The organism is Campylobacter sp. RM12651 (assembly GCF_022369475.1).
In the GTDB taxonomy this organism is placed as follows: Bacteria; Campylobacterota; Campylobacteria; order Campylobacterales; family Campylobacteraceae; genus Campylobacter_E.
Map to the genome: position 1 here is coordinate 1,329,518 of NZ_CP059600.1, position 25,863 is coordinate 1,355,380.

Consider the following 25,863-nt stretch of genomic DNA (forward strand, 5'->3'; position numbering starts at 1 on the left):
TTACTAAATACTATCAAAACTAAGTTGCTCTAAATCAGCCTTTTTATAGCCGTGCGTATAGTCTAAATCTATCTCACACCTACACAAAAACGCCTTATCCCCATCACCACAAAGCTTTTTAAAAAGCTCTTTTACCACCTTTATCTCGCTTTTGCTAAGCTCTCCATAAAAGACTGATTTTTGGATATTTAAAAGTCCTAAATCCTTTAGCTCTTCAAAAAGCTTTATTCGTGATTTGTTATCTTCTATATCGTAGCTTACAATATACACGCTCACCACCTAAACACATAAGAATGATAATTATTCGCACCGCACAAAAACCCACTAAGCTTATAAACTTGTCTTTGTATGATGCTTTCAAGACTTAGTTTAGAGTGATTATATGGCAACTTTTTAGCAAGTGAGCTAAAAATCTCATTTGAAATTAGCTTTTTACACTCATTAAAATCGCCCTTTAGCTGATGCCTTAGCTTGATAATATTTCTATCAACTAAAAAACTTCTATACTCCTCCATAATGTCCAAAACTAACGATGGCTTAGCACTTCTTAAGCTATGAAGCACTCCAAAATATGGGTTTAACCCTGCGTTTATCACGCTTTTATAAATTATGTTTAAAAGTATTGCGTAGCCGTAATTTAGGGCTTTATTTACATTATCATCTGCAAATCTGCCCGTGCGATTTACAAACTCATCCCCTAAAAGCCTTGTTTGTTTAAGATAATCAAAATAAACTTTTGCCGCACTTCCTTCAATGCCAAAAATGCTATCTTTTGTCATTTTATAAGTTTTTAGCTCGTTAATAAATGTTTTTAATTGCTCGGTGGTTTTTTGTTTTAGCAAATCATCTTGCAAATACCTTGAAAAGTATAAAATCGTGGAGCGTTGGTTTTTGATTTTACCTATGATTAGCTCTTTTGCTAAGGCTAGGTCTTTGCCGTTTTGTTCGCTTAAAATCTGATGTTTTATCACATTTACGCTTTTATGCTCGTGTAAAGTGTGTAAAGCTAAATGAGATTTAAAATCATTAAAAAATATCTTAACCCCACGCACTCCACAAGCATAGGCTAAGTCACTACTTAGTCCTACACCACGAGATTTTATACTTATGGTTTTTAGGTTTTTAAGTGGATATTCTTTGATTAACTCTCCATCTTTTTTAACTACTAATCTAGCCGATTTTAGCCCCAAATACACCCCGTAAGAATTCACTACGAGATGTTTTAGCATATATTATCTTTCATAATTTGTCTATTTGCTTTTGAGGTTTGATTTGTTGTGTATTTTAGCCCTAAAACTTCAAAATTATCACAAATTATACTAGCTTTATAATCCCTTGGCTTACCTAAAAACTCAACTAATTCAACATTTAAACACTCATCACAAAACTTCACCCATTTATCATTTTTATCATTTAATGCACCCTTAAAAATACCTAAATCATATCCTAATTTTGCCTTGTTAAAATGCACTTGCACCGTATGTCTAGCAGCTTCACCAACTATAAAATCAAGCTTTGAGATTTTTTCTGGTAAGTTGTTTTTAATGCTTATTTTATAAATTTCTTTAGCATTTTCGCTAAGGTTTAAAATATCTAAAATATCAGCTATTTTAAGTGGTAAAACATTCTTGCTATGATATTTTATACCTACAATTCTATCTTTATCAAAATAATTTTTTGTAGCTATGTTTTCATTTGCTAAACCTTCATAGCCAGTATTTCTACGCACCACAAAACTAGCTGCACTTACAACACTTAGCGAGTATGTAACACGGCGTTTATTTCTAGCTCTTTTTATATCTTTTTGATTACCTGTGTAGAAATTATTTATATAAAGCTTATGGATTTTTTCTACTTCGTTTTTAGTTTTTACTTCATTTTTTACTAGGATTGCATAGAACTTTTCTATATTTGCACCATTATCTTTAGGCTTGATTAACTCGTTACTTTTAGTATCAAAAAATATATCTAAAACATCTTTTCTCACACTTGATACCAAAAACTTATCTAAAAATTTAATTTTTTCTAGTGTTTTTATATCTTTTGCCTCAAAACTTGCAAAGATTAAATCAAAAACTTTTTTGGTATCTATATGAAATCTTACCGATTTAAGTTTTTTAACTTCCATTAATAAATCAAATTCTTTTAAAATATTTAAATGCTTATCACTTAAATTTTTAGCATTTTCATATCTAAGTGAGTAAATCGTATCTTTAAATAATTGCTTTCTTGAAATTTTATCTTGACTTAATTCTAAGTACTTTTGGCTTTGTATATTTTTTATCTCACTTTCTTTTAGATAAATCTTACTGAATTTAAACTTTGGTTCAAACTTCACATTCTCATTTATAGATACCACCTTTTTATCATTAATAGCACTAGCTATATAAAATACAACACTAGCATCTATACAATGGCTATGGCTTGATTGAATTTTTTCTTTTGCTATTTCTGGTAAATCAAGACTTAGCTCACGCCTAATAGCACTTGTTAGCTTACTATCAATAAAATTTACATTAATATCTAAATCTTTATTCTTTGTTAGAGCTTTTTGAACTATTAGTTTAGCAAGGCGTTTTTGAGTGCCGTTTGTTGTGGTTTTTAATTTATCTTGTTCTAATAATTCCAATGCTTTAGCATAAAAGTTTTCTTTAGGCATAAAAAGTGCATGTCTAAAGGCAATTTGCTCATGATATTTTAGATTTTTATAATTTGTATATTTATCGGTATCAATACCTTTTAAAGTATTATTTATAAAGATTTTTAACTCATTTTCGTTTGCTACACCACACTTTTTGTATATATCATTTTTATATTCTTCTTTTAAATCAGTAAAATAAATATACCCATCACTTTTTCTAAGATTTTCGTATGATTTTACGGGAATTAAATTCGCTTCTGAGTTATACTTACATTTACTTCTTGGCAAGATATGATCATACTCAGCATTTTTGAGATTTAAAGACTCCCCACTATAAGGGCATATTACAAAATGCTCTTTAGGCTTTCTTTTTACTTTAGTTTTTGTAAGCTCTTTTGCTGCTGTTTCAAAAGCAAAGGCATTTTGCTCTATATTTATACTTAATTCTTTAGTATTACTTAAATCCAAATCTTTTATAATCTCATAAGCAAGTCTATCAATATACATTTCAACCCTACCATTTATAAGCCTTGCACTATCAGAGCCAAATACCGAACACATAGCTTTTTCACCACTTGTTCTTAGTAAAGTTTGCAATGAGTGTTCCTTGCAAAGTTTATTAAAACCCTTAGTATCATCTAAGATTATATTTGCACTCTGAAGCAGCTGATTTATCATAGTTTTTAGCTTGTCGCTCTTAGCTACATTTATAAATATTTCTTGGCTAGTTATTAACTCATAGGCTTTTTTATATTGCTCTAAAATCTTTTTTAATTCCTTATCATTTGTAGCCTTGTTATCTAATAAAGCCTTTTCGTCTTCTAAAGCTTTGTAAAAGGCGTTTTGATAAGATTTAGCCATTTCGCTAAGATTAGTTAAAAAACCATTTAAGGTAGTATTACCCTTAACTTTATTTTCTTTTTTATTTATAAATTCCATAAAAATATTGACATCATTTTCACTAAATCCATCAGGCTTAGCCCATAAAATACTAAGATGAGTATGTTTAAGGTTATTTTTATAAGGAGTATGACACCCACAAGGCTTTAAAAGTTTATTTGATAATACACCTTTTTTAGCCAGCAGCAATTCATCATAATATTTATTTGCAAAGTCTTGTAAGGCATCAAAATCACTATCATTTAAACATATCGTATCTTTAAAATATTTTGCATATTTATCAAAACTTCTAGGATAAAGCTTGGTATCTTCTAAATACCCATTAGATATATCTAAAAATCTTTGAAAAACCACTTTTAACTCATTTTCATCTAATTCATCGTATTCTTTTATAACGCCGTTCTCGTCTATAGTAAGGCTTGAAAAATTAGGATTTTCTAAAATATGTTTTAGGCAAGTTTTTAGCTTATTACCAAGCTTGTCTTTTAAGACTAATACATTGCAAGTTTGTGGGTTTTTATTATTCATTCTCTCATAAGGTGGAATGCTTATTATTGGGTCATTTTTACATAGATATTCATAGCTTGAATTTTCTAGGTTTTCTAACATTGTGCGTTTATTTTCTAACTCTTTTTCGCCTTGAAAGGTAAGAAATTTTATATTTCTTATGCTTTGTTTTCTTAATTTTTCATCATCAAAAACATCATCAAATTTGTTATTAAAATACCTTCTTAAAACCCTTGTTTGATAATTTGAAATATTACCAATAAGGTTGGCTAACTCATCGGCATTTATATTTAATTTTGAAATTACGCTTTCAAATTCCACACTTTTGCAAAGTTCTTTTATATCTTTTATATATTTTTCTCTATGCTTGTTATTTTTAAGCATTTCATTTCTAAGGGCTTCAAACATATCTGTAATAGCATTTCTATCACTTGCTTTTATATTATAAACAAATTTATCATTATCATATTTTTGCATTATTAGGCTAGTTTGCTTAGCTAAAAACTCGCAGAATTCATCAGTATCATACTCGTTTGCAAATTTTGAAAGCCTTAATTCATAGTCGTTTTTACTAATGCAGTTTTTAAACTCATAGCTATCAATTTCGTTTAATATTTCTAAACTCTCATCGCTAATGTCATTTTCAAATTCTATATTTATATAATTAAACCCACGATTTTTAAGTAGTCCATATATTAGCTCAAGTTCGCTTTGGCTTAAATCTTTGATTTTGATTTTATTTAACAATTCATCTAAAAGCCTTCTAGCAAATTTTGACCTTTTTATACCCCTTTTTTGGTGTCTTTTGGAAGTTCTATCTTTTTTCAAAAAATTTATAAAAGATGGGTCAAAAATATAGTTCATAGCCGTTTTATATACAATCTTTCCATCTTTTGTATGTGTTATAAATACTCCATTATTTTTTGCTCCCATATCTATGCCAATATAAGTTTTCATTCGTGTTCCTTTAAATTCATTTGTGTGAGTATATATAAAATATTATAATTTATAAATGTTATGGAATAAATAATAAAATATCGGAGTTATAAAATAATTATCCGATATTTTTCTACTCTTATTAGTGATTTTAAAATCAAAAGTTTTAAAACTAACATTTACCTATACATAAAATATCATGAGTTGAATTAATTTTACTGAAGGGTTATCGGGGTGGCTAAGCCAGTTGCCCGATATTTTACTAACTTTAAAATGATTTCAAACTCTAATATATTGTGATAGAATTAGATTTGCTTTTTAATTTTAGTGATACAAACTAAACACAGGTTTAATTTTTCCACTAAAGTGCTAAAATTTGAAAGAATTTTAAAAGTGGAAAAATCACTACTTTTTAAAAACTCTCAAATACTTAACATACAAACAAGTTTTCCTTGCTCAATTGCAAACCTAATTCTATCACAACACGGTTTGAAACTTAGAATTAAAAAGTGAAAAACAAACTAAAATAGGCAAAATTGCAAACCTAATTCTATCACAACACGGTTTGAAACCCAAACTCGTTAAAAATTGCTTTTATGTGTGGCTGATTGCAAACCTAATTCTATCACAACTAGAATTTATAACTCTGTTTTTTTACATGTTTAGAGCTAAAATGCCTATTTTTTCTAGCAATTTAATATTTATTGATTGCTAGAAGTTTTTTTAGTAAAATGTATTTTTTTATTATTTTAAGGACAAAAAAAGGGACAAAATGCTGTATGATAAAAAAATCAAATTGCTAAAACCTGGTGCGAAGAGAATTCGCAAATGCGATGGCGATGGTTTGTATATTATTATAGAACCTTCTGGAAGAAAATATTTTGTTTATGAATATAAATATGAAAATAAAATCAAGCGTAAAACTTTAGGTGATTTTTTAATTGATTTAAATGTTAAAGAAGCAAGAGAAGTTGCAAATAATTTTAAAAAAACAATTTTAGAAAACGAAAAACAATATTATAGCTTTGATTTTTTAGTAGATAAATACTTAAAATATCAAAGTAAAATTCTAAAACCATTAACTTTTCATTTAAAAGAAAATTTTACCAAAAAGTATATATTACAATATTTTAAAAATAAATATATTCATGAAATTAATAGACAAGATATATTAAATTTTTTAAAAAGTATCGAATCTCTTAATACTAAAACATATGTTAAAAAAGCATATAATATATTAAATCAAATTTTTAATTTTTGTTATATGGAATGTGAAATAAATCCTTGCTCTTCAATAAAAATTAGTTTTATTGCTAAAAAATATAAAGTAGAACATCATCCGGTAATCTCTAAAGATAGTGATATTGCAAAATTAATTCAAGATATAAATAATGCAAAAGAAAATAATATAATTTTACATTATGCTATAAAATTTATGTTACTTACTGCTTTACGCAGCAATAATGTATGTAAGTTGGAATGGAGAGAAATTGATTTAGATGATAATACTATTGAAATCAAAGCATTTAAAATGAAAAATAATAGAGATTTTAAACTGCCTTTATCAAAACAAGCAAAAAATATTTTATTAGAAATAAAGCAATTAAAAAATTATAATTCTGATAAATTTGTTTTTTATAGAATTAAATCTACAACTCCTATATATACACAAGATGTAAGTAGATTTTTGCAACGATTAGGATATACAAATATTATGCGACCACACTCGTTTAGAACATTATTTAGCACTATATGTAATGAAAATAGAAGAGAACATAAAATATTTTATGATGTAATAGAAAAATGCTTAGCACATTATAAACATGATATTAGAGCTGTATATAATAGAGCTGATAATTTTGAAGATATGCGTTTTTTAACGCAGTGGTATGCTGATTACTTAGACAAAATTGAAAATTTTTATAATGAATGAAGGGTTTTTAAAAAAACATGATATTATCTAATTATATTTTTTTAAAATAAAAGAAAACATTATAGGTTATAGTGTAATCCTACTTGCAACTAAAAGTTGCAAAAAAGTTTTCGCTAACTATTTAATGATATTTAGTTAGAAAAAACACTACAATTAAATAAACAAAGCCATCTCCAATTACTTTTAAGGAGTTTCAAATGGCTGAAAAAAAAGTTAGTTATCTTGAAAATATGATAGCAAACAAAAAAGATTTTATTGAGCGTAATCCAAACGCTCAAATAGTAGCATTATCTTCTAATGCTATTTCTAGTATCTTAGATGATTTAAGATACCTTGATGCTCAAGATAGCACAATTAAATCTCATCTCGGTGTTGAAGTTGAGTTTAAAGATGCTGAAATTTGGGTATCAGAACTAGAAAAAATAAAAGAAAATATAACAAAAATAAAGAATAAAGGCAATGAAATAATTGCCAAAAAAATTAAGACAAGAAATATTTCTTATCGCCTACTAAGGCAAGATATTTCTAAATTAAAAAACAAAACACAAGCATAAAAATATAATTTTTGCGAGATGGCTTTGTTTATTTAATACCTCCTAAAAACAATCACAATATAAGTTTAAATAAGCCAAACAAAGGGCTAGTAGTAATATTTTGCCCTATGTGGCGTATTCTCTACTTTGCTTGTGTTTTGTCTTATTTAAACTTATAAAAAGTTTAAATAAAAAATTAAAAGGAGAAAGATATGAGTAATTTAATCACTACTCAACAACCCCAAAATGGGGATTTAATTACTTTTAGTGAGGCTGATTTAGACCTCATTAAGAGGCAATTCTTCCCACAAGGGGGAAATGAAACAGATATGGCTTATTGCTTATCTGTGGCAAGAAAAATGGGGCTTGACCCCATAAAAAAGGAGATTTTTTTCATCCCAAGAGCCACACAGATAAATGGGCAATGGGTTGAGAAAATTGAACCACTAGCGGGAAGAGATTCCTTTTTGAAAATGGCGAGAGCCAGTGGGAAGCTAGACGGATTTAAAACCACTTATGAGTTTAAATCCGTTCCTGTTAGGAGGAATGGAAAGTGGGAAAAAATAGAAGATGTGGTAGCAAAATGTTCTGTCTATCACAAGGACTATAGATATCCCATTGAAGTAGAGGTGGCTTACAATGAATATGTAGGCTTAAAAAAAGATGGCACACCAACAAAGTTTTGGGCTGAAAAGCCTATAACGATGATAGAAAAGGTGGCAGAAAGCCAAGCTTTAAGAAAAGCTTTTGGTTATTTTGCACTTTATACTTTTGAAGAGTTGGGTGCTGATGAAGTAAACAACTTCGCTGAAGTTAGCCATACAGGTGGCGTAGCTTTAAGTGAAGTTGAAGCAATAGAAGAAGCTCAGATTATTGAAGAGCCAATAAGTCGTGAAGACTTAATAGATGCTCTTGATGATTTAGGTTTAGGGTTAGAGATTAAACCTAATGCTCAAGGCGTTGAATTTGGCAAAGTTGTGGGTAATACTTACAACAAAACCGACACGCTCAAGGCTTTAGGTTTTAAGTATAAACCAGATACACAAGTTTGGTTTATACAACTTTAAACACTCTAAAGGTTGGAAATTAAAAAATTGCCAAAAGAAACGGCAATCCTACATTGTGTTTTGTATTTTTGTTCTAGTTGCCTCTAGGGGCTAAAGAACTCGCAAGAGTATTTTAACCCCTTTTTTGGGGTAATTAAAAATTAAAAAAAGGATAAGATATGAATAAAGTTATTTTAATTGGTCGTTTAGTAAGAGATGTTGAGATAAAAACCATTAGCAATACCGGAAATGCAGTAGTAAATAATGCAATAGCTGTTAGTAGATATAAAACTTCAAACACTGGCGAAAGAATAGAAGAAACTTTATTTTTAGATGTAGTTTTTTACAATAGATTAGCAGAAGTTGTAGGGCAATATTTAAGAAAAGGTTCAAAATTGATGGCTGAGGGTTATTTACAACAACAAACTTGGGTAGATACAGCAACCAATCAAAATCGTTCAAAAATTCAACTTGTAGTTGAAAATATGGAAATGTTAGACAACAAACCTGATGAAATGCAAAACAATAACGCACCTAAAAATAATTCACAAGAATATTCTTGTGAGGATAGTGATATTCCCTTTTAATTTCTAAACAAAACCCACAAGGGTAGCTCTTATACCCTTTGTGGGTGTAATCTATCCTTTTGTGGGTTTGATTTAGCAATTAGCTAAATAAATTAAACAAGCTCTTTACATAGACAAGCCTAAGTTTGTGTAAATATAGAGCAAGAAAGGATTTAAAATGGCACAAGTTAAATTTATCATTGAGGATAATTTAGAGAATATTGTTGAAAAAAATTTCAATACATTAAAAGATACCCAAAGTGGTATTAATAGGGGCTATACTAAAGAAAGTAAAGAGAACATTGTTAAATATTTAACAATGTATTATACTGAAAGGTATTGTAAAAAAGAACCATACGAAGAGAATATTCCTATGAGTATTCTTGATGATATGGAGTATGGTTTTGACTTTGCTTTAGGCTTTGAAAAAGCCAAAGAAATTATGAGTAATTATTTTCACTCAGAATTATGGAAGTATCTTGAAGATATAGCTTTAGATGAGCTAGAGAATAAAGGTATTTCAATAACAGAAGAAAACATAGAAAAAACCATAGAGGAATATATTCAAGCAGGAGCTTCATTAGATGAAGACTTCATTGAGTATATCAACGGGTTTTCTACTGAACATGTGGAAATTATTAATTACGATAAAGACAAAAAAGAAGAAGTTTTTGTCGTAATTAGAACTTCTTATTAAAAACAAATTATTCTCCAAACGGAGTAGTTTCTCCGTTAGTGGGGAATACTACCCTTTGGAGTTTTATTATTAAAATTTACAAAGGAAAAAAATGAAAATTATAAAGACAATGATTTTAGATGATGATTGTAAAAAAGAATTAAAAGAGCTAGGGTTTGAATTAAGTAACTTTCATTTAGAAAATGAAGAATTAGAAATTATTTTTTTTAATAAGGCTAATGATACTAAAAAAAGTGAAGCATTGATTTTTTTTAATGCTAATTATTTATATGAAAGAGTTATTTATCAAACAAGGGCTGTATTTGGAAGTGAGAACAAAAAAGAAATTAAAAAACAATCTATAAGCTTAAGAAGTGAGCTAAAAGATTTTAGACAATACAAAGAGCTGAGTTTTTATAAATTTAGAAAAAATTTAAACGAGGCGAAAAAAGACTTGCTAGAACTAGCAAGAGCTTATAGTAAAGTATTTTTAAAAACAAAAATCAAAAATATAGGAGTTTCTAATGCAAGTAACTAAAAAAGAATTTTGTAATTTTTATAAAATGTATGAGAAACAAATCATCAATATAACCGAATTAAGTTTTGATGAAATAAAACAAATTGGAATACTAGATGAAAACGGGTTTCACTCAAGTAATTTAATAAAAATTTGTTTTGTCTATAACAAAACAAATGGGTCAGTAACCCATAGGTTGTATCAATTGAGTGGAAAATTATATGCCATACAAAAAGTAAGACACGATTTTCTTTATTAAAATAAATGTTCTCCATAGGAGCAAATACTCCTATGGGGTATATTGTCCTTTGGAGTTTTATTATTAAAATTTACAAAGGAAAAAAATGAAAACAACAAATAAATTTCAAAATTTTTTAAGCAATAATTTTTTTTATTGTTTAGAAGAAAAAAATAATTTTTTATATTATAAAAAAAATAATATAAAAATTGTTTTGAATTGTTTTGAAAATGAATTTTTTGCAATCTTCGTTAAAGATGCAAAATTACAAAACAATTTATTAATAAATAAAAAAAATACACTCAAAAATTATACTTTTGAGTGTATGGGTAAAAGCTACTATGTAGCTGTATTTGCCAATCTTGAAGATGCCGAAATATATCTTCAAAACATGTTTGAAAAAAATAAGGAAGTGGCATAATGCTCACTTTAAATTTTTTGGTTACATAATTTATGGCGATAGCCACGAATTATATGCTTACAGATTAAACTAAAAAGAGAGTGGCTTTGCCCTCTCCCCTTAAATTTACTTATGACAAGAGTAATGTTTTTACAAATGATTACTTATTAAGTAAGTATTTTTTAAGAATGGGAGCAAGTCATTCTACTATTGTTAAAAAAAGCCCACTTAGGGGATATGAAACAAGTATATTCCCTAATGGGGCTAATACTACTCTTTTTATATCTCCTTTTTACTTTTACAAGTGGGTTTTTTCTAGCAATAGCTAAATAAAATTTTAAGGAGAACTCATGGAAAGAGTTATAAAGATTAATGCTTGGTTTGAAGAAAACCTTGCAAAAGTTATGGCAGAAGATACCACTTCAAGCTTAGGCGATAGAAGTAAGTATATAGGTGCTTCAGACATCGGTGGGTGTCTGAGAGCTAGTTACCTCAACAAGATAGAACCCAAAGAAATAGACACTAAGCAAAACTTAGTGTTCTTAAGGGGACATTTGGCTGAGGGGATTTTAAAAAAAGCTTTCAGTGGTTTAAATCTTCAACCACAAGTTGAAGTGGAGTATGAGCCATTAAGCTTGAAAGCACATATTGACTATGTGTTAGAGAGCCCAAAAGAGGCAATAATCTTTGAGTGTAAGTCAGTTAATGGCTTACCTGAAAACCCATACGAAAGCTGGATACTTCAAGTTCAGCTACAAATGTGGCTTTTGGCTCAAAAAATAAATAAGCCAATTTCTGCTTTTGTGTTTTGCATTGATGTCAATAATGGAGAGTATCGTTTCTTTGAAATAAAAGAAAACAAAGCTCTCTTGAAATTGGCACTTGACAGAGTGCAAGAGTTGAAAGGTGCTTTAGAAAACAAAGTTGAGCCACACCCTACACTACAAGGGTATTGTGGTAAGTGTCCTCATAAAAACACTTGCCCACTTGTAAATAGCGGGGACACAAGTTTAGTAGGTAATGAGCTTATGCTCAGAGCTGAAAAACTTGTGGCTCAAGTGAAGAGCCTAAAAGAGCAAGAAAAAGCTCTTGATGGCGAAAAAGAAGAGCTTAAGAACGCTCTTGAAACGCTAGGTGTTAAAAAACTTAGTGTGGAGAGCGGTAATCTTTTAGTTACGGCTGAAAGCACACGAAAATCTTTTGATAGTAAGAGTTTTGGCAATGATTACCCAGAACTTTTAGAAAAATATCAAAAAGAAAGTGTTGTAAAAGGTTCTTTGAAAATAAGCTAAATTAGTAATTACTCCCTATGGGAATAATATTCCCATTATGGGTGTTATTTTTCCTTTTGGGGTTGGTTTTTAATGTTTTAATTAATTTTAAAAAGGATATAATATGAAGAAGAGAACTGCAGAAAATGCCTCTAAAACCTTTTGGGATATAGGAAAGCTTTCTTTTGTAGGAGGTATAATTGCACCTACTTTTTTTCAAAAAGAAGAGGTTCAATGGGGTTTAGTATTAGGTGCAACAATAGTTGCTATAATATTCTTTGCTTTAGCTTATTATCTTGATGAGCTATACGATTAAAGGGGAAAATTATGGAAAACTTATTAATATTTACTCCACACATTATAGGAGTAAGTTGTGCTGTAGGTTTTGTATTATTTGCAAAATATAGCAAAATGAAAGAAGACCAAAAACAAAAATGAAACTACGCACCCCTAAGTTGGGAGTAAATAATATTCCTAACTTTAGGATACTTATTTATTCCTTTTGTTATTTATTTTTTATCAAAAAGGATTTTAATGCTTACTTTAATTTTAGGAACTATGCGTTCCGGTAAATCAACAGAATTAGTTAGAAGAATGGTGCAACTACACCAAAATAATTCTAACTATCTTTTTGTTAGAAATAGCATTGATAATAGAAAATTTATAGCTAGAGGGCTTAAATTAGAGCTTGATAGTTATAAAATAGTAAGTGAATCTGAACTTTTAAAAGATTATAAGGGTTATACTTTATTAATTGATGAGGTTCAGTTTTTAGATGAAAGCCTAGTGCAAAGAGTTATTGAGCTATCGCTTGATAACGAAATAATTTGTGCTGGGCTTTCTAGTATGGCAGGATCAAACAAATTATGGGATAGTGTAGCAACGCTTATTCCTTTCGCAGATAGTATAACAAAATTAAATGCTATGTGTGAATGCTGTGGTAAAACTGCCGTAATTCATAAACACTTAGGTGGAGCAATAGTTGGCGACAACTATAAGGTTCTTTGTCTTAAGTGTTTTAGTGTTGAAAAGGAATTATAAATGAACTTAGAAAAAATGATTGAAATCAAAAAAAGGCTAAATGAATGGTCTAATAAAAACAAATTAGATATAGTTTGGCAAAGGCAAACATATTTAACCGATATGCTAGATAAGATACATAAATACTATTTGAATAACGGCGAATATGAGCAAATAAATAGTTTATGTGAAATGGCTATTTTAACCCTATGTGTGATTGAAGATAGGGATATAAATGAAGAGTTAGTAGAAAACTACGAACATAGCTTTATTTTTAAAGTTAATGGTGTTTTAGGAAATCTACAAGCTATTGCATTTTATAACCAAAAAAATACTAATTATTCTTGCTATTTAAATGAATATCGTTCAATACTAATATCAGTATTAAACGAGTTAGATAGTTTGAATATGGATTACATTAAATGCCTAGAAGAAAGAATAAAATGAAAATAATTTATTCAAAGAAACGCAAAAAAATAATGGAAAATTATTTAATAAACTTCCATTATTCAAAATATATAAATAAATAATAATATTCCCTTTTAATTTAATTTCTAAACAAAACCCATTTGGGGGTAATCTCTACCCCTTATGGGTATTGTATTACTCCTTTCTAGTGGGTTTGATTTAGCAATTAGCTAAATAAATTAAACAAGCTTACTTGCAGTTGCCAAGCAAGACCAAGCGAGAAAGGACAAATTATGGCAATTTTTAATTTATTTTCAAAAAATATAGTGCAAAGGCAACAAGCTAAAGTTGATTTAGCTAAAAGTCTTTGTAGGCTAGTAGGTTGGGAAATTGAAACTCCAACTAAACTTCAAAAGCTAGTATTTTTAATAGCTGCTCCATATATCGTGAAAAACGACACTTGGAGCTTTGTATCGTTTTTCCCAAGTCATTGCACTAAGTTTTTAATTAGTCGTAATGACTATATAAAAAGTGAATACTATAAATTCACTGACTTCATGGATTCTCAAATCCAAGAAGATGAACTTACGATAATTACAATAAATGAGAACTTATAAACCACTTTACTTTATTGTCTAGTGTTATATAAATAAAACAGTGTAGTGGCGTATATTGTTTTGTTTATGGGTTCTCTAGTGCCATTTTTATTACCTAATGCTTTAAGGAGGCGAAAATGGGTAAATATGACCTTAGGTCAATAAAAAATATACCTATCGCTGAGGTTATTGAAGCGTTAGGTGGTATAAACGCTAAAGGTGGTCGTATGTTTCACTGCCCTAATCATAAATTCCACAATAATAGCGATAACAACGCTAGTATGGGAATTAAGCAAAATACTAACACTTGTAAGTGTTTTGCTTGTGGTTTAGGTGGAGATAGCATAGACCTAGCTAAAGAAATTCTAGGCACTGATTTTAAAGGTGCTGTGGAATGGCTAGGCTCTACCTTTGGTATTTTAGAAAAAAGTTGCTCAGTGGCATTTATAAAGCCGCAAAGAGTTAAAAAAGCTGTAAAGCTAATGACTTTTAACTATAAAAAGTCATTTATAAACATATTGTTAAAAGACTATATTAGTCAATATGACAAGATGGAAAAAAGCCAAAAGTATAGATTTATTTTAACCTTTATTTATAGGTTTAGTTTGACTACAAATCAAGCTATGAAAAATGACTATTATAAAGGTCGTGGGATTGATAACCCTATGATAAATCAAATTGGCTTTATAGGTAAAAAAGATAAACCTCAACTAATCAAATTGTTGAGTAGGTATTTTCCGAAAGATGATTTGATAGAGTTTAAGATTTTAAACTCAAAAGGCGAATTTGTTCATTATCACAATGTTTGTGTAGTGCCATTTTTTGGTTTATATACAAATATTATAGATGGGCTTATGTTTAGAGCAACGCATAAAGGAGCTAAGATTAAGGAAATGAACCTTAGTAATAGCGACTTAGCGTTAGCTTTGCCTTTTGGATTAAATAGAAACCTTATTACTAAGGCTAAAGAGGTATTTATTTGTGAGGGGCATATTGACGCTCTTTGTTTAAAAGATAAATACGCAATCGGTCTTAGCGGTTGTTGGGGTTTTAAAGAAAGTTTTATTGGGCTTTTAAAAGGCAAAAAGGTTTATTTATGTCTTGATGAAGATGATGCTGGTCGCAAGGCTAGTGATAATCTTTATGACATGCTTAGAAAACACGGCGTATTTGTAAAAATCGTTCGTTGGAATGCTGAGTATGGCAAGGATATAAATGATATTATGCTTAATGGTAAGCTTGATGAAGTTTTAGGAGCTTTATAGCTTTAAAAAAACAAATTGTTCTCCAAACGGAGTAGTTTAATCTCCGTTTGGAGAACTACCCTTTGGAGTTTAAAAAAATTACAAAGGATAAATTATGAAAAAAATAACTTTTACAATAGAAGAATATGTAGAATTAGCAATAAGAGAATATAAGCAACATAACGCATATATTCCTGAAAATGAAGTGCTAAAGCACTTCTTTACAACATTGATTAGCAAGTTGCAAAAAGATAAAAAATTTAACCCATTAGAATTTATTCAATGTATCGAATTTAACGACTTTATTACTTTCAATGGGCATAAAAAATTTAGAAATTTTTTAGAAGAATATAGACAAGAAGAAGCAAAATATGACTATAAGCTATTGCAACATTATACAGGCGTATTAGAAAATCAAAAAAAATCAATCACATATCTAAAAAAAATACTCAATGATTTTCGGAAAGAATATCCTACTAAATATGTAGGATATACAATTAGAGAAGAATATGGAATAAAAAAAGAAATAATATTTTATTTATTTCATGGTCCTGTAGATTGATTGTTAAACAAAGCCTATTTTGGGGTAAAACTTTACCCCTTTGTGGGTATTGTATTACTCCTTTCTAGTGGGTTTGATTTAGCAATTAGCTAAATAAATCAAAAAGCTTTTGCAAGAACAAGCCTAAGTTCAAGCATATAAGGGTAGAAAGGATACAAAATGGCACAAGTTAAAATAAATAAAAAAGCAGCAAAAGTTGCAAAAATCATTAAATTAACAAATGGTGTAGAATTAATACCATTTGGCAATATTGATGGCGGTATTGAAAATATTGAAAAATATTTCAACAAAAATACTAAGAGTAATAGTTTGACAGATGAACGATTTATAAATACAACCGAAGACTTTTTTAAGCCTGAGGTAGATTTATATAAAATAAAGGATAATAACAATGAATTATTTAATAATATTGTTGTAATGCCTTTTGGTAGTGGAAATAAATATAAATTTGCTTTCTGCGAAGGTTTGGGTTTAAATAGAAAAATAAAAACCATTTTTGAATTATTTAAAGATGGCTTTAAATATAACTCTATTTTTTACTCAGAGTTAGAAGATATTTTAGCCAAAACTAAGCTCTTAGCTGAACCAAATACTTATGGTTTGGTAATGGATTTAGAAGAAACAATAGCTATTGCTAATCGTAGTGATAGCTATGATAACTTCTTAGACAAAGTTGCCGAAAGGCTAGATGAAAGTAACTATGCAAACATTGAGTTTGACATAGATAACTTAAAAAAAGAAGTAGTTGAAAAACTACAAAAAACCTACGAGCTAAGCGAAGAAGACATAGAATTTATAGAAGAATATGTTCTTGAAAATGCTGAGCATATAGGTATTCAAAAATATCAAGTAGCAGAGGTGTTGTCTTATCAAAATCTCAACTATGAAGATATATTTACAGGCATTCCTAATAAAGAGAATGCCGAGTTTTTAAAAAATGATTATTGCTCTTCCGAGTTAGACCTTGAACTACTAAGATTGATTGTTAGCAAAACAAAACCTGAGCGTTTTGTGGAGCAAATGAAACTCTTAGCTGAATACGGCTTAGGCTTGGGAGAGTTTGAATTTGAAGAATTGTATAAGGATTATTGCTTTGATTCTACCATTCATAAAAACATTTCTTTGCATGATGCCAAAGAGATTATTCTTTACGAAAAATATGTAAGGAATAGTCTTGAATGGTATGGGTGTGGAGAAACAAAAGATTTCTTTTTACTTAGCGATTGTCTAAGTGAAAAGGAAAAAGACCAGATAAGGTCTATGTAAAAAATCTAGGGTGCTTTTAGCCCCTATCTTTTTATTTATTTAAGATACTTTTAAAGTGTTTTTAATAAGTAAAAAAATAAAGGAATTATTAATATTGATAATTCCTTTAATCCTTAAAAATCCATACCAAATTTAAGTTGTTCTTCTGGATTATTTTCCACAATCTTTTCACTTTTCTGTTCTGTTTCAAAATATTCTTCTGCTTTATAAAGATTATTTTGATTGGTTTTTGTCTTTTTATCTACTTTTAAACTTGGCTTTTTTAACAAATCTTCAAGACTATTACAATTTTGAAAAAAAATATCTAATTTACCTTCATTCTCTAAAATTTTAGCATATTCTATAATTGCTTGTTCTATATAAATTCGTTTATGTTTGCCTAATTTTTTTGCTATATTAATAGCGTTTTCACTTTTTAGCGTTATTTGTATTATAATACTCATAGTAACCTCTTACATTTGCAAATTCGTAAGGTAATTCACTAAAATCAGCTGTTTTTACCAATTCTTTTATTAATTCTTTATCTAAAAAATAAGCTCCGCCACCGCTAAAAATCACTAAATTAGCTTCGTATAATATATCTTTTCTTGAAGATAATAAGTTAATTAAATATTCAGTATAATTACTCTTTAATGTTTCAATTTCATCTGCGAAACTTATTTCTTCTCCTGCAATTTCTATTTTTTTAGAATTAAAAATTTCTTTTGCTTTTTGTTCAGTAAAGTTAATTTCATCAAATTTATTTTCTAATATATTTTTCATATCTTGAATGATTTTATTAGCTCCTTGCTCATTTGCAAAGCAATCCGATGGTATAGGTTCTCCATCCTTATAAGCTAAAATATCAAGCGTGTTATATCCTACATCAACTACATAGACTAAACCTTTTTTATTACCTTGATAACTATCAAAAATGCCTCTACCTTGTGGTCTAATTTTTACTCTTCCCTCAAAATCAACAAGTTCATCATTTATATAAAATTTATTAAGTATTTTCCCAAAGTCATTTGTGTATTTAAAATTAAATACAGATAAACCCGTAACTAAGGTTCTTTTCTTGCCATCATTTAAATCAATATTTGCTAGTTTTAGTGCGTGATAGACTAATAAAGGTGCATAACTTAAAAGATATTGTATATTTCTTGTATTCATCGCATTGTTGATTTTTTTATCAACTAAGTATTTTTTTCCATTATAAAGATATTCATTTTTAGGGGGAACATTATCGGATAATAGTTTGTATTTTTCTATCTCAACACCTTTCAAACAAATAGCATTTGGAAACTTAAATTCTTTTCCATTTGCTAAGACTTTTACATCTCCATAGCCAATATCGATTGCAATAATCTCCATCGTTTTAATCCTTTCAATTTTTATTTTTTCTAGCTTTTCTAGATTATGAAGTATTATACAATCATTTTTTAATAAATGCAATACTATTGTATAAACATTGAATAAAAAATGTTAAAAAATTGAATAATTTTATTTTTTACAATAAAACATACTTTTTTATATGTTTATTCAATTAACTATAAATGTTTTATAATTGTTTAATCAATTAATATCAATTTTTTAATAACTATATAAATAAGGAAAATATTAAATCTATTTTATTAGTATTATTTAATTAACAATATTTTTTTAGATTTATTTGTATGTAAATATTGATAAGAATTTTTTAAAATCAAGTGATATTAAAATTCAAATTATATATAACCACTATAAGTTTTCTTTTATCGTTTAATTTAAAAATTTTATATTTAAATTTATTTAATTTGTTTTTTGGCTATATTAGTGTGCTTTTTCTTCCCCCAATAAAAAAACCCACAATCATCTATATATAATATAGATTATATATGTATTTTATCCCTTTATTTTTGTTAAAAAAGGACTTTTACTCCTAGTATATTAGTATATTTTTTCTTCCCCCAATAAAAAAACCCACAATATATTAGTATATTTTTTCTTCCCCTTATACAAAATTAATTATTTAATCAATTGTAAGTATTGCTGATTTTTAAGCTATATTTTTTTTAAAAAAATAGGAGTTTTTATGAATAAAAAATATAATGAAATGGCTTTTAGTTGGTATAAAAAAGCTTATACGAAAAAACTATTAAATAATAAACCTGTTACTAAAAAAGAATTCTCTTCTTTTATGAAAGCTACTATTTTTTCTCAAGTATCAGATGAGTATTCAAATCAAGTTAATGTTATTATCCATAAAACTTTCAATTATGCAAAAGATAGAGTAAAGAAAAAAGTAGCACAAATAGATAAGAGTAATGCTATACAAAAAATAAAAATAGAATTACCAAACCTAGAATTAAATAAAGCCTTAAAATTTGCGATTTTAAATGACTTAATAAGTTGCAATAATACAGATAGTGAAAGAATGACTAATTTTTTAAAAATACTAGATAACGATAACAATCAAAATAAAAAACAAGGGGATAAAAATGAATAAATATAAACTCGTGTTAAGTTTATTTCTTTGCTCTTTTTTAATGGCGAATGATAATTCTGATAAAAATATATTTAATAAAAAATATCAACAAGCAGATAATAATGTAGTAATACTTAAAAATGATACTTATAATATAAATGATTTAAAAAATCAAAATCTAAAAGAAAATATTGATTTAACTATAGACAATAACTTTATAATTCAGAATAAAAACAACGACATTATTAATTCAACACAACAACTCAACAATATTATCAATAATGAAAATTATAAAAACAATTTCATTAATGCAAAAAAAGATTTACTATACGATTTAAATAGTAATGCAAGTAGTGAGTTAATTCAAAAATTGCAAAGTTATAATGACAATACAAACAATCTTTTATTAAAAAACGAGAGAATATTTATTGTTCTTAGCTCTTCTTTATCAAAAGAATTAATTAAAAACTATTTTATTTCAGTAAGCAAATCTCCCCAAGATTTCGCATTTGTTTTGCGAGGCGTTATAGGAAATGATTTAAAAAAACTTGTTCCTACAATAAATTATTTTAAAGATTTAAATACTATCTCAAAGCAAGGTTTTGATTTATCAATAAATCCAAAAATTATTCAAGCATATAACATCACTAAAGTTCCTGCTATTGTGTATATTAAAAACTATAACAATATACTAGAACAACACGAACAATATGAAGATAAGCAAATTAATTCTAGCGATGATAATGTTTTTATTTTTTATGGGGATATGGCTTTAGAATATGCGTTAGAACAAATAAACAAAAAAGCTAATTCCCAATCATTACAAACTTTGATTAAAAAATTGCAAGTAAGCGAGTTTTATAAATGAAGAATATACTATTTCATACAATTATATTAAGCACAATAATATCAAATAGCTTATTTTCATTAGATAATTTTTATGATGATAAAAAGCGTGGTTGGTTTTACTATGAAAAAATGCCTATTCAAAAAGAAAAAAAGAAAAAAGAAGAAAAAAAACCTAAAGAACCTATTGTTTTCACACAAATTAGCCAAATACCTTTAAACTCTTTAAACTCTCTTACAGCACAAGAGTTTAGACAAGCTTTTGAATTAGCTAAAGATACAGCTGTAATGAACCCTACCCAAGAAAATGTATTAGCTGTGCAAATAATGAATAATTTTATGAGTAATAATGCTAGTGAATTTACTTCTAGTTGGCAAAAAAACCTACTTGATAAAAACAATCTCATCATAGCAGATACTCCAACGACAACTTTTGAAAGCAATCAAATCAAAAAAGAAAAAAAAGCTAAAGAAAAAGCATTTTTTGAAAACTCTGAATTAAACTACTTTGTATTCTATGATAAAGTAGATGATAAGTTATTAAATATAAAACGACTAATATCAACTATGCCTTATCAAGTTCCAACTAAATATATCAACATTCTTGAATATCCAAATATGAAAAAAGAATATAATTTAGAACACTTTCCAAGTATATATGCAATTACTCCAACGCAAAAAAAGAGAATATCTAATGGAAATTTGCTAACACAAGACTTAATTATATATTTCACTATGTTTCAGCTAGATAAGGATAAAAAGGAAATTAATAATGAATAAATATTTTTATTTTTAAAGGCTTACAATGAAAAAAACTACAAGTGCTGATATTATTTATGGTAAAGGTAATAACGATGAGTGCTACACACCAGCATACGCCGTATATCCCATACTAGAGTATTTAAAAGGCAATGAAGTAATTTGGTGTCCTTTTGATACAGAAAAAAGCAATTTTGTTAAGATTTTTAAAGATAAAGGACATAAAGTAATATATTCTCATATTTCTAAGGGTCAAGATTTTTTAAGATATGAACCGAAAGAACAATGGGATATTATCATATCTAATCACCATTCACGAATAAAAAACTTATGTTTGAAAGAGCATTAAGCTTTAATAAGCCATTTGCTTTAATTATGTCAAATGCGTGGCTTAATGATTCAGCACCAAAATATCTATTTAAGCATAAAGATTTAGAACTTCTTATGTTTGATAAAAGAATTGAGTTTTTAAATCAAAACTATGAACAAATAGGTAATCGTGTGTCTTTTAGTTCATCTTATTATTGCTACAAGCTTTTACCAAAACAAATAGTTATTAAAAACTTACAAGTAAGCAAAGAACATTTGGTTTATGATGAAAACAATTTGTTTAAAGGACTAATATGATAAAAATACAAAAAAACTTATAGTAAAGGCTTATAATATAATGTTTAAACAACGCTTATGCCAAATAAAAATAAGAAATCAAAAAAAAATATATTTTCTACTCTTTGATAAAGAACTCAGCTTAATTACGCTAAATGAAGATTTTAAACATCCTAAGTGGGAAAAATTTAGCTTGTTGGTATATGACTATAAAAACTATGTTGGTTTTCTTAACATAAAGGATTTTATAGAATTAATTATTGACACAATTAAACACCTACTTAATATCAATATAACAAATAAAGATATTGATTTTATATTTATAAAAAATGAAAAGGAATTTGTAATCAACTTATTTAAAAACAACATACAAATCCAAGAAAAACAATATTCTTTTTTTAGTAGATTTAGACATTTTTTCGCAAGTATTAAAAATAGAGATTTACCTCATCGTTTAATTAATAAAATGAATTATGAAAGATTTGACAATAATCAATATTCCTATGAAAGCAATCTAATAGATACAATTAGCAAAATAAATAAAATAATACTAAAAATATAGTATATTTAATATTAAATTAAGTATTATATACTATAATTTTAGTATAAAATAACAAAAAAGGAAAATTTATGAAAAATAAATCAATTAAAGTATATGGGTCTGATAGAGTTATAGGTAGTGAAGTATTAAAAATTACTGATTTTATAAAATTGCTTGAAAAAGCAAAAGAAGAATTTGGCGAAGATTGTTATATCGTAAGTCAATTTAAAGATGGTGGTGGCGATTATGATGGATATTATGCGATTAATGGATTTGAAATTGTTAAAGAAGATGGTAATACATTATTAAATTTTGATTTTTGTCTAGGCTTGTCTAATTATGACAATACAAGAACATTAAACTCATATCTTGATAAAAAATAATTTTAAGGAGTAAAAATGATTTTAAAAACAATAAAAGATTTTGATAGTTTAGTTGCTAAAAAAGTATTTGAATATATTAAAAAAAATATCAAAGAAAAAGATTTAACCAAACAAACTATGAAGTTTTTTTACGCTTATCAAAACTCTAAAAACCAAATACATTTATATGATTTAGAAATATTAAGTGAGTTTGCATTAAGTAAAGTAATTGAAGAACTTGAGCTTAAAAACAAAGGTTATTATAGAGTATATATTGCATTAGGTTGTTTGACAGACCCTAACGAATATGAATTAGATGATGATTTTTTAAAAGATTACAACTTTATCATTTCTTTTTTAAAGGATAAGGACATTAGGATATTAGAGTTAGAAGAGATACTTAAAGAAAATCAGCTTGAAAAAACCATTCAAGAATATATTGAGCAAAATAAAAACACAAAAAAGGATTTAAGATGAATAAAGAGAATTATTTTGAAAAAGGTGCAGTTGAAAAAGTGCAAGGGTTAAAAAGCTTTTTGTTTAATTATAGAATATATCTACATAGCGAACAAGTAGAACAGACTTATTATAGTGGCTGCAGTTGTATAAATTCCACTATTACAGAATATAGGGGAGATTTATTTGGCAAAATGGGAAACATTAGATTTTCAACAAATTATCACGATAAAAAATTCAATGCAAGTTCAATACATATAATATATAAGCGTAATGTTAGCGATATTACAAAAAGAAAACTAGAGCTAGTTTTGAATGATTTAGGAAAAAAGCTAACTGAAAATCTAACAGAAGAAGATAAAAAATGGAGCAATGCTTATGCTAAAAAAGGTGCAGGTTATCTTGATTATTTAGAAATTAAGTTTTTTACACGCTACCACGATATAAACGAATTAGGGCAGATGTTTATGGAAACATTTAGCAAGTTTTTTAGATTAAACGATAAAAAGGATAAAAGATGAGTAAAAAGTATTATTTTGAAAAAGGTTCGCTAGATACAATAGGACTAACTGATTTTTTAAAAAAATACGGACTAGAGTTACATAAAGAAACACAAGGGCAAAGATATGAAAAAAGGATTTCTAAAGAGTTTGTTAATTTTATTGAAACAAGCGTTGTTTATGCAAACCTTGATACCTTAGGCTATACTGAAAAAATAGAGTTTATAAGTATTTATAGTAATGATTTTGATGATTGTGATTGTAGCAAAATACAAGTAACGCTTTCATACAATATTGACGCAAATAAAAAGGCGAAATACAACTATCTTTTACAAGAGTTATATCAAACATTATACAAACAAAAACCAAACAATTATGGAAAAATTAACCGCAAAGAAGAGCGTATTATAAAAAATTGTTATGTTATAAATGATGAAATCAGTGTATTTTCTGAACATCACAGAATAGATGAAATAATTAATGTTTTTATGGATTTATTTAAAAAATATTTTAATTAAGGAGCATAAAGAGTATAAATGATTTATATGTTATTTACATTGAAGAAAAAGAATATTAAGGAGTAAAAAATGAGAAGACAAGTTGTAGAACTAATAAAAAAAGAGCGTATAGAAAAAGTAATAAGACACGCAGTAGAAAGACTAGACATTTACAAAGATAAATATCAACAATTTAGCATACTTGAAAGTGGAGAATATGATTTTGTTTTAGGGAACTTAGCCTTTAATAGATTGTATAAAATGAGTTCTAGTGGTAGGGTGAGTGGAAAAGTTGAATTTTATTTTTATTTAAATAAAGAAAATAAGAAAATTAAAATTAAGCTATCTTATGAAGATGAAAGTGAAAAGAAATATTGTGATTGCAATATTATAAGTTTTAATAAAAATGAAAACTATATGCAAAAAGCAGTAGAAGAAGTGATTAAATCAGTAGAAGAAATTAACAAAAATCAAGATTTAGTAGAACTAAGGTGGAAAGGAAATAAAAATGAAAGATAGTATAGAGCTTATCCAAAAACAAATAAACTTAATTATTAAAGCTCAAGGCAAATTATTATCTAATTCAATATCAAGCAATACTAAATTAGATTTTCTTGTAATACTTAATAAAATGGTGTTTTTACTAAAAGATAAAAATATTAATGGCTTTATAAAATACTTTGAAGAAAGCAAAAAAGAATTTATGGATTGTAATGATGAGGTGGTAAGTGCATTTTTTATATCTTTAGAAGTTAGTGTATATTTATTAAAAACTCTAATAAGCAATGAAAACACTAAAGAAGAAAACTCACAAACAATAAAAACTAATTTTAGCAATGCTTGATATTAAAGATATGTGCTTTGTAATGAATGCTTTTGCAAATGGAGAAAATATCGCGTATAGACTAAGAAGTGAAAAAGAAAAAGAAATATTGGTAGTTTTGGGATAAGGAGATTTTAATGGGATTAATAGATAGTATTAGTTTTTTATGGGCTAACAATGGTAGCTTTTTAGTATTACTTTTTTATGGGGCTTTATTCTTAATAATTGTATTTATTGCTTTTTCTTTGATATCTACTGAACCTGCTTTTTTGGTTTTTAGTTTGCTTTCTAGTCTTGCTGCTTTTTTGTTTAGTCTTCTAATAACTAAGGAAGCAAATCTGATAATTGAAAAGCAAGAAAAAGAAAAGCAAGAACAAATTGAAAAAAATAAGCAACTTGAAATAAGTAAAATGTGTTTTAAGCTTGATACAAGCATTGAGTCAGACTTAAAAAAAGATGAACTACAAGAAAAACCAATATATGCTTTATATGAATTATCTAATAATTATTATTTTGATTTAGAAAAAATGCAAAATGCTTATTACGAAAAAAATCAGAATTCAAATGGCTTTAGTGATAATAAAGAGCTAATTAAAAAATATTCATTCGGCTATAAAAATCTCTTAGAAATACAAAAAGAAATAGGCACTCGTAGAGTGTATTGTTTTAAAAACTATTGTGGGGATATATATTATAAAAGTGAGCTAGATAATATCGATTCTATGTTGAAATATTATATAAAATTAAAATGTAAAAAGGAGTTATAA

The 25,863-nt window shown here is 27.3% G+C and carries 34 protein-coding genes; 29 read left to right on the forward strand and 5 right to left on the reverse strand.

Going from position 1 to position 25,863, the window contains the following annotated elements; translation table 11 throughout:
• Positions 1-3: 3 nt before the first annotated feature.
• The 3 genes from cas2 to AVBRAN_RS06400 are packed head-to-tail and all read right to left on the reverse strand — an operon-like array spanning position 4 to position 5,005.
• Positions 4-270 carry a CRISPR-associated endonuclease Cas2 gene (cas2, locus tag AVBRAN_RS06390; protein ID WP_239802780.1) on the reverse strand — a complete coding sequence of 89 codons (267 nt, stop codon included), beginning with the start codon at positions 268-270 and terminating at the stop codon, positions 4-6.
• Positions 271-272: 2 nt separating this feature from the next.
• Entirely contained in the window at positions 273-1,229 is a 957-nt protein-coding gene (cas1, locus tag AVBRAN_RS06395) for a CRISPR-associated endonuclease Cas1 (protein ID WP_239802781.1), read from the reverse strand.
• Positions 1,223-5,005 carry an HNH endonuclease domain-containing protein gene (locus AVBRAN_RS06400; RefSeq protein ID WP_239802782.1) on the reverse strand — a complete coding sequence of 1,261 codons (3,783 nt, stop codon included), beginning with the start codon at positions 5,003-5,005 and terminating at the stop codon, positions 1,223-1,225. The genes cas1 and AVBRAN_RS06400 overlap by 7 nt, the downstream gene beginning before the upstream one ends.
• 751 nt (positions 5,006-5,756) lie before the next feature.
• On the opposite strand from AVBRAN_RS06400, the gene AVBRAN_RS06405 reads away from it, so the two are divergent.
• From AVBRAN_RS06405 to AVBRAN_RS06480, 16 genes are all read left to right on the forward strand, one after another.
• Positions 5,757-6,917 carry a site-specific integrase gene (locus tag AVBRAN_RS06405; RefSeq protein WP_239802783.1) on the forward strand — a complete coding sequence of 387 codons (1,161 nt, stop codon included), beginning with the start codon at positions 5,757-5,759 and terminating at the stop codon, positions 6,915-6,917.
• Between the two features lie 197 nt (positions 6,918-7,114).
• Positions 7,115-7,471 (forward strand): hypothetical protein, encoded by a 357-nt coding sequence (locus AVBRAN_RS06410; protein ID WP_239802784.1) that lies wholly within the window; start codon positions 7,115-7,117, stop codon positions 7,469-7,471.
• A gap of 191 nt (positions 7,472-7,662) precedes the next feature.
• Entirely contained in the window at positions 7,663-8,517 is an 855-nt protein-coding gene (gene bet, locus AVBRAN_RS06415; RefSeq protein ID WP_239802785.1) for a phage recombination protein Bet, read from the forward strand.
• Between the two features lie 158 nt (positions 8,518-8,675).
• Positions 8,676-9,083 (forward strand): single-stranded DNA-binding protein, encoded by a 408-nt coding sequence (gene ssb, locus AVBRAN_RS06420; protein ID WP_239802786.1) that lies wholly within the window; start codon positions 8,676-8,678, stop codon positions 9,081-9,083.
• 157 nt (positions 9,084-9,240) lie between these two features.
• Positions 9,241-9,759: a hypothetical protein gene (locus tag AVBRAN_RS06425; RefSeq protein ID WP_239802787.1), complete on the forward strand. Its 519-nt coding sequence runs from the start codon at positions 9,241-9,243 to the stop codon at positions 9,757-9,759.
• 91 nt (positions 9,760-9,850) lie between these two features.
• On the forward strand, positions 9,851-10,276 hold the full coding sequence (locus tag AVBRAN_RS06430; protein ID WP_239802788.1) for a hypothetical protein: 426 nt from the start codon (positions 9,851-9,853) through the stop codon (positions 10,274-10,276).
• A complete protein-coding gene (locus AVBRAN_RS06435) occupies positions 10,263-10,514 on the forward strand; it encodes a hypothetical protein (RefSeq protein WP_239802789.1) in 252 nt (83 codons plus the stop codon). Before AVBRAN_RS06430 ends, AVBRAN_RS06435 begins: the two co-directional genes overlap by 14 nt.
• Before the next feature lie 85 nt (positions 10,515-10,599).
• Positions 10,600-10,914, forward strand: a complete 315-nt coding sequence (locus tag AVBRAN_RS06440) for a hypothetical protein (protein ID WP_239802790.1) — start codon at positions 10,600-10,602, stop codon at positions 10,912-10,914.
• Positions 10,915-11,243: 329 nt separating this feature from the next.
• Positions 11,244-12,185 carry a PD-(D/E)XK nuclease family protein gene (locus AVBRAN_RS06445; RefSeq protein ID WP_239802791.1) on the forward strand — a complete coding sequence of 314 codons (942 nt, stop codon included), beginning with the start codon at positions 11,244-11,246 and terminating at the stop codon, positions 12,183-12,185.
• A gap of 103 nt (positions 12,186-12,288) precedes the next feature.
• On the forward strand, positions 12,289-12,480 hold the full coding sequence (locus tag AVBRAN_RS06450) for a DUF6722 family protein (RefSeq protein ID WP_239802792.1): 192 nt from the start codon (positions 12,289-12,291) through the stop codon (positions 12,478-12,480).
• Positions 12,481-12,698: 218 nt separating this feature from the next.
• A complete protein-coding gene (locus AVBRAN_RS06455; RefSeq protein ID WP_239802793.1) occupies positions 12,699-13,205 on the forward strand; it encodes a hypothetical protein in 507 nt (168 codons plus the stop codon).
• Entirely contained in the window at positions 13,206-13,631 is a 426-nt protein-coding gene (locus AVBRAN_RS06460) for a hypothetical protein (protein WP_239802794.1), read from the forward strand.
• Positions 13,632-13,885: 254 nt separating this feature from the next.
• Positions 13,886-14,209, forward strand: coding sequence for a hypothetical protein (locus tag AVBRAN_RS06465; RefSeq protein WP_239802795.1), 324 nt, complete (start codon positions 13,886-13,888; stop codon positions 14,207-14,209).
• Positions 14,210-14,325: 116 nt separating this feature from the next.
• Positions 14,326-15,453 carry a toprim domain-containing protein gene (locus AVBRAN_RS06470; protein WP_239802796.1) on the forward strand — a complete coding sequence of 376 codons (1,128 nt, stop codon included), beginning with the start codon at positions 14,326-14,328 and terminating at the stop codon, positions 15,451-15,453.
• Positions 15,454-15,547: 94 nt separating this feature from the next.
• Positions 15,548-15,994: a hypothetical protein gene (locus tag AVBRAN_RS06475; RefSeq protein ID WP_239802797.1), complete on the forward strand. Its 447-nt coding sequence runs from the start codon at positions 15,548-15,550 to the stop codon at positions 15,992-15,994.
• A 159-nt stretch (positions 15,995-16,153) separates the two neighbouring features.
• Complete coding sequence (locus AVBRAN_RS06480) at positions 16,154-17,260, forward strand: hypothetical protein (protein WP_239802798.1); 1,107 nt, start codon at positions 16,154-16,156, stop codon at positions 17,258-17,260.
• 113 nt (positions 17,261-17,373) lie between these two features.
• Here AVBRAN_RS06480 and AVBRAN_RS06485 read toward each other — a convergent pair whose 3' ends face one another.
• Both AVBRAN_RS06485 and AVBRAN_RS06490 read right to left on the reverse strand, forming a co-directional pair.
• Positions 17,374-17,703: a hypothetical protein gene (locus AVBRAN_RS06485; protein WP_239802799.1), complete on the reverse strand. Its 330-nt coding sequence runs from the start codon at positions 17,701-17,703 to the stop codon at positions 17,374-17,376.
• Complete coding sequence (locus AVBRAN_RS06490) at positions 17,669-18,613, reverse strand: ParM/StbA family protein (RefSeq protein ID WP_239802800.1); 945 nt, start codon at positions 18,611-18,613, stop codon at positions 17,669-17,671. Before AVBRAN_RS06490 ends, AVBRAN_RS06485 begins: the two co-directional genes overlap by 35 nt.
• A 700-nt stretch (positions 18,614-19,313) precedes the next feature.
• Between AVBRAN_RS06490 and AVBRAN_RS06495 the strand changes: the two genes are divergently transcribed.
• The 13 genes from AVBRAN_RS06495 to AVBRAN_RS06555 all read left to right on the forward strand — a co-directional run bounded on the left by AVBRAN_RS06495 (position 19,314) and on the right by AVBRAN_RS06555 (position 25,863).
• Positions 19,314-19,727, forward strand: coding sequence for a hypothetical protein (locus AVBRAN_RS06495; protein ID WP_239802801.1), 414 nt, complete (start codon positions 19,314-19,316; stop codon positions 19,725-19,727).
• Positions 19,720-20,574 carry a TrbC family F-type conjugative pilus assembly protein gene (locus AVBRAN_RS06500; protein WP_239802802.1) on the forward strand — a complete coding sequence of 285 codons (855 nt, stop codon included), beginning with the start codon at positions 19,720-19,722 and terminating at the stop codon, positions 20,572-20,574. Before AVBRAN_RS06495 ends, AVBRAN_RS06500 begins: the two co-directional genes overlap by 8 nt.
• The gene (gene traF, locus AVBRAN_RS06505) at positions 20,571-21,332 is read left to right on the forward strand and encodes a conjugal transfer protein TraF (protein ID WP_239802803.1); all 762 of its coding nucleotides are present in this window, start codon (positions 20,571-20,573) and stop codon (positions 21,330-21,332) included. Before AVBRAN_RS06500 ends, traF begins: the two co-directional genes overlap by 4 nt.
• Positions 21,333-21,357: 25 nt before the next feature.
• On the forward strand, positions 21,358-21,660 hold the full coding sequence (locus tag AVBRAN_RS06510; RefSeq protein WP_239802804.1) for a hypothetical protein: 303 nt from the start codon (positions 21,358-21,360) through the stop codon (positions 21,658-21,660).
• 26 nt (positions 21,661-21,686) lie between these two features.
• Positions 21,687-21,938 (forward strand): hypothetical protein, encoded by a 252-nt coding sequence (locus AVBRAN_RS06515; protein ID WP_239802805.1) that lies wholly within the window; start codon positions 21,687-21,689, stop codon positions 21,936-21,938.
• A 172-nt stretch (positions 21,939-22,110) separates the two neighbouring features.
• The gene (locus AVBRAN_RS06520) at positions 22,111-22,479 is read left to right on the forward strand and encodes a hypothetical protein (protein WP_239802806.1); all 369 of its coding nucleotides are present in this window, start codon (positions 22,111-22,113) and stop codon (positions 22,477-22,479) included.
• Positions 22,480-22,547: 68 nt separating this feature from the next.
• Positions 22,548-22,841: a hypothetical protein gene (locus AVBRAN_RS06525; protein WP_239802807.1), complete on the forward strand. Its 294-nt coding sequence runs from the start codon at positions 22,548-22,550 to the stop codon at positions 22,839-22,841.
• A gap of 15 nt (positions 22,842-22,856) precedes the next feature.
• Positions 22,857-23,297, forward strand: a complete 441-nt coding sequence (locus tag AVBRAN_RS06530) for a hypothetical protein (protein ID WP_239802808.1) — start codon at positions 22,857-22,859, stop codon at positions 23,295-23,297.
• Complete coding sequence (locus AVBRAN_RS06535; protein ID WP_239802809.1) at positions 23,294-23,797, forward strand: hypothetical protein; 504 nt, start codon at positions 23,294-23,296, stop codon at positions 23,795-23,797. The genes AVBRAN_RS06530 and AVBRAN_RS06535 overlap by 4 nt, the downstream gene beginning before the upstream one ends.
• Positions 23,794-24,294 (forward strand): hypothetical protein, encoded by a 501-nt coding sequence (locus AVBRAN_RS06540; RefSeq protein WP_239802810.1) that lies wholly within the window; start codon positions 23,794-23,796, stop codon positions 24,292-24,294. Before AVBRAN_RS06535 ends, AVBRAN_RS06540 begins: the two co-directional genes overlap by 4 nt.
• A 69-nt stretch (positions 24,295-24,363) precedes the next feature.
• A complete protein-coding gene (locus tag AVBRAN_RS06545; RefSeq protein ID WP_239802811.1) occupies positions 24,364-24,792 on the forward strand; it encodes a hypothetical protein in 429 nt (142 codons plus the stop codon).
• On the forward strand, positions 24,782-25,117 hold the full coding sequence (locus AVBRAN_RS06550) for a hypothetical protein (protein ID WP_239802812.1): 336 nt from the start codon (positions 24,782-24,784) through the stop codon (positions 25,115-25,117). The genes AVBRAN_RS06545 and AVBRAN_RS06550 overlap by 11 nt, the downstream gene beginning before the upstream one ends.
• Positions 25,118-25,233: 116 nt before the next feature.
• Positions 25,234-25,863, forward strand: coding sequence for a hypothetical protein (locus tag AVBRAN_RS06555; protein WP_239802813.1), 630 nt, complete (start codon positions 25,234-25,236; stop codon positions 25,861-25,863).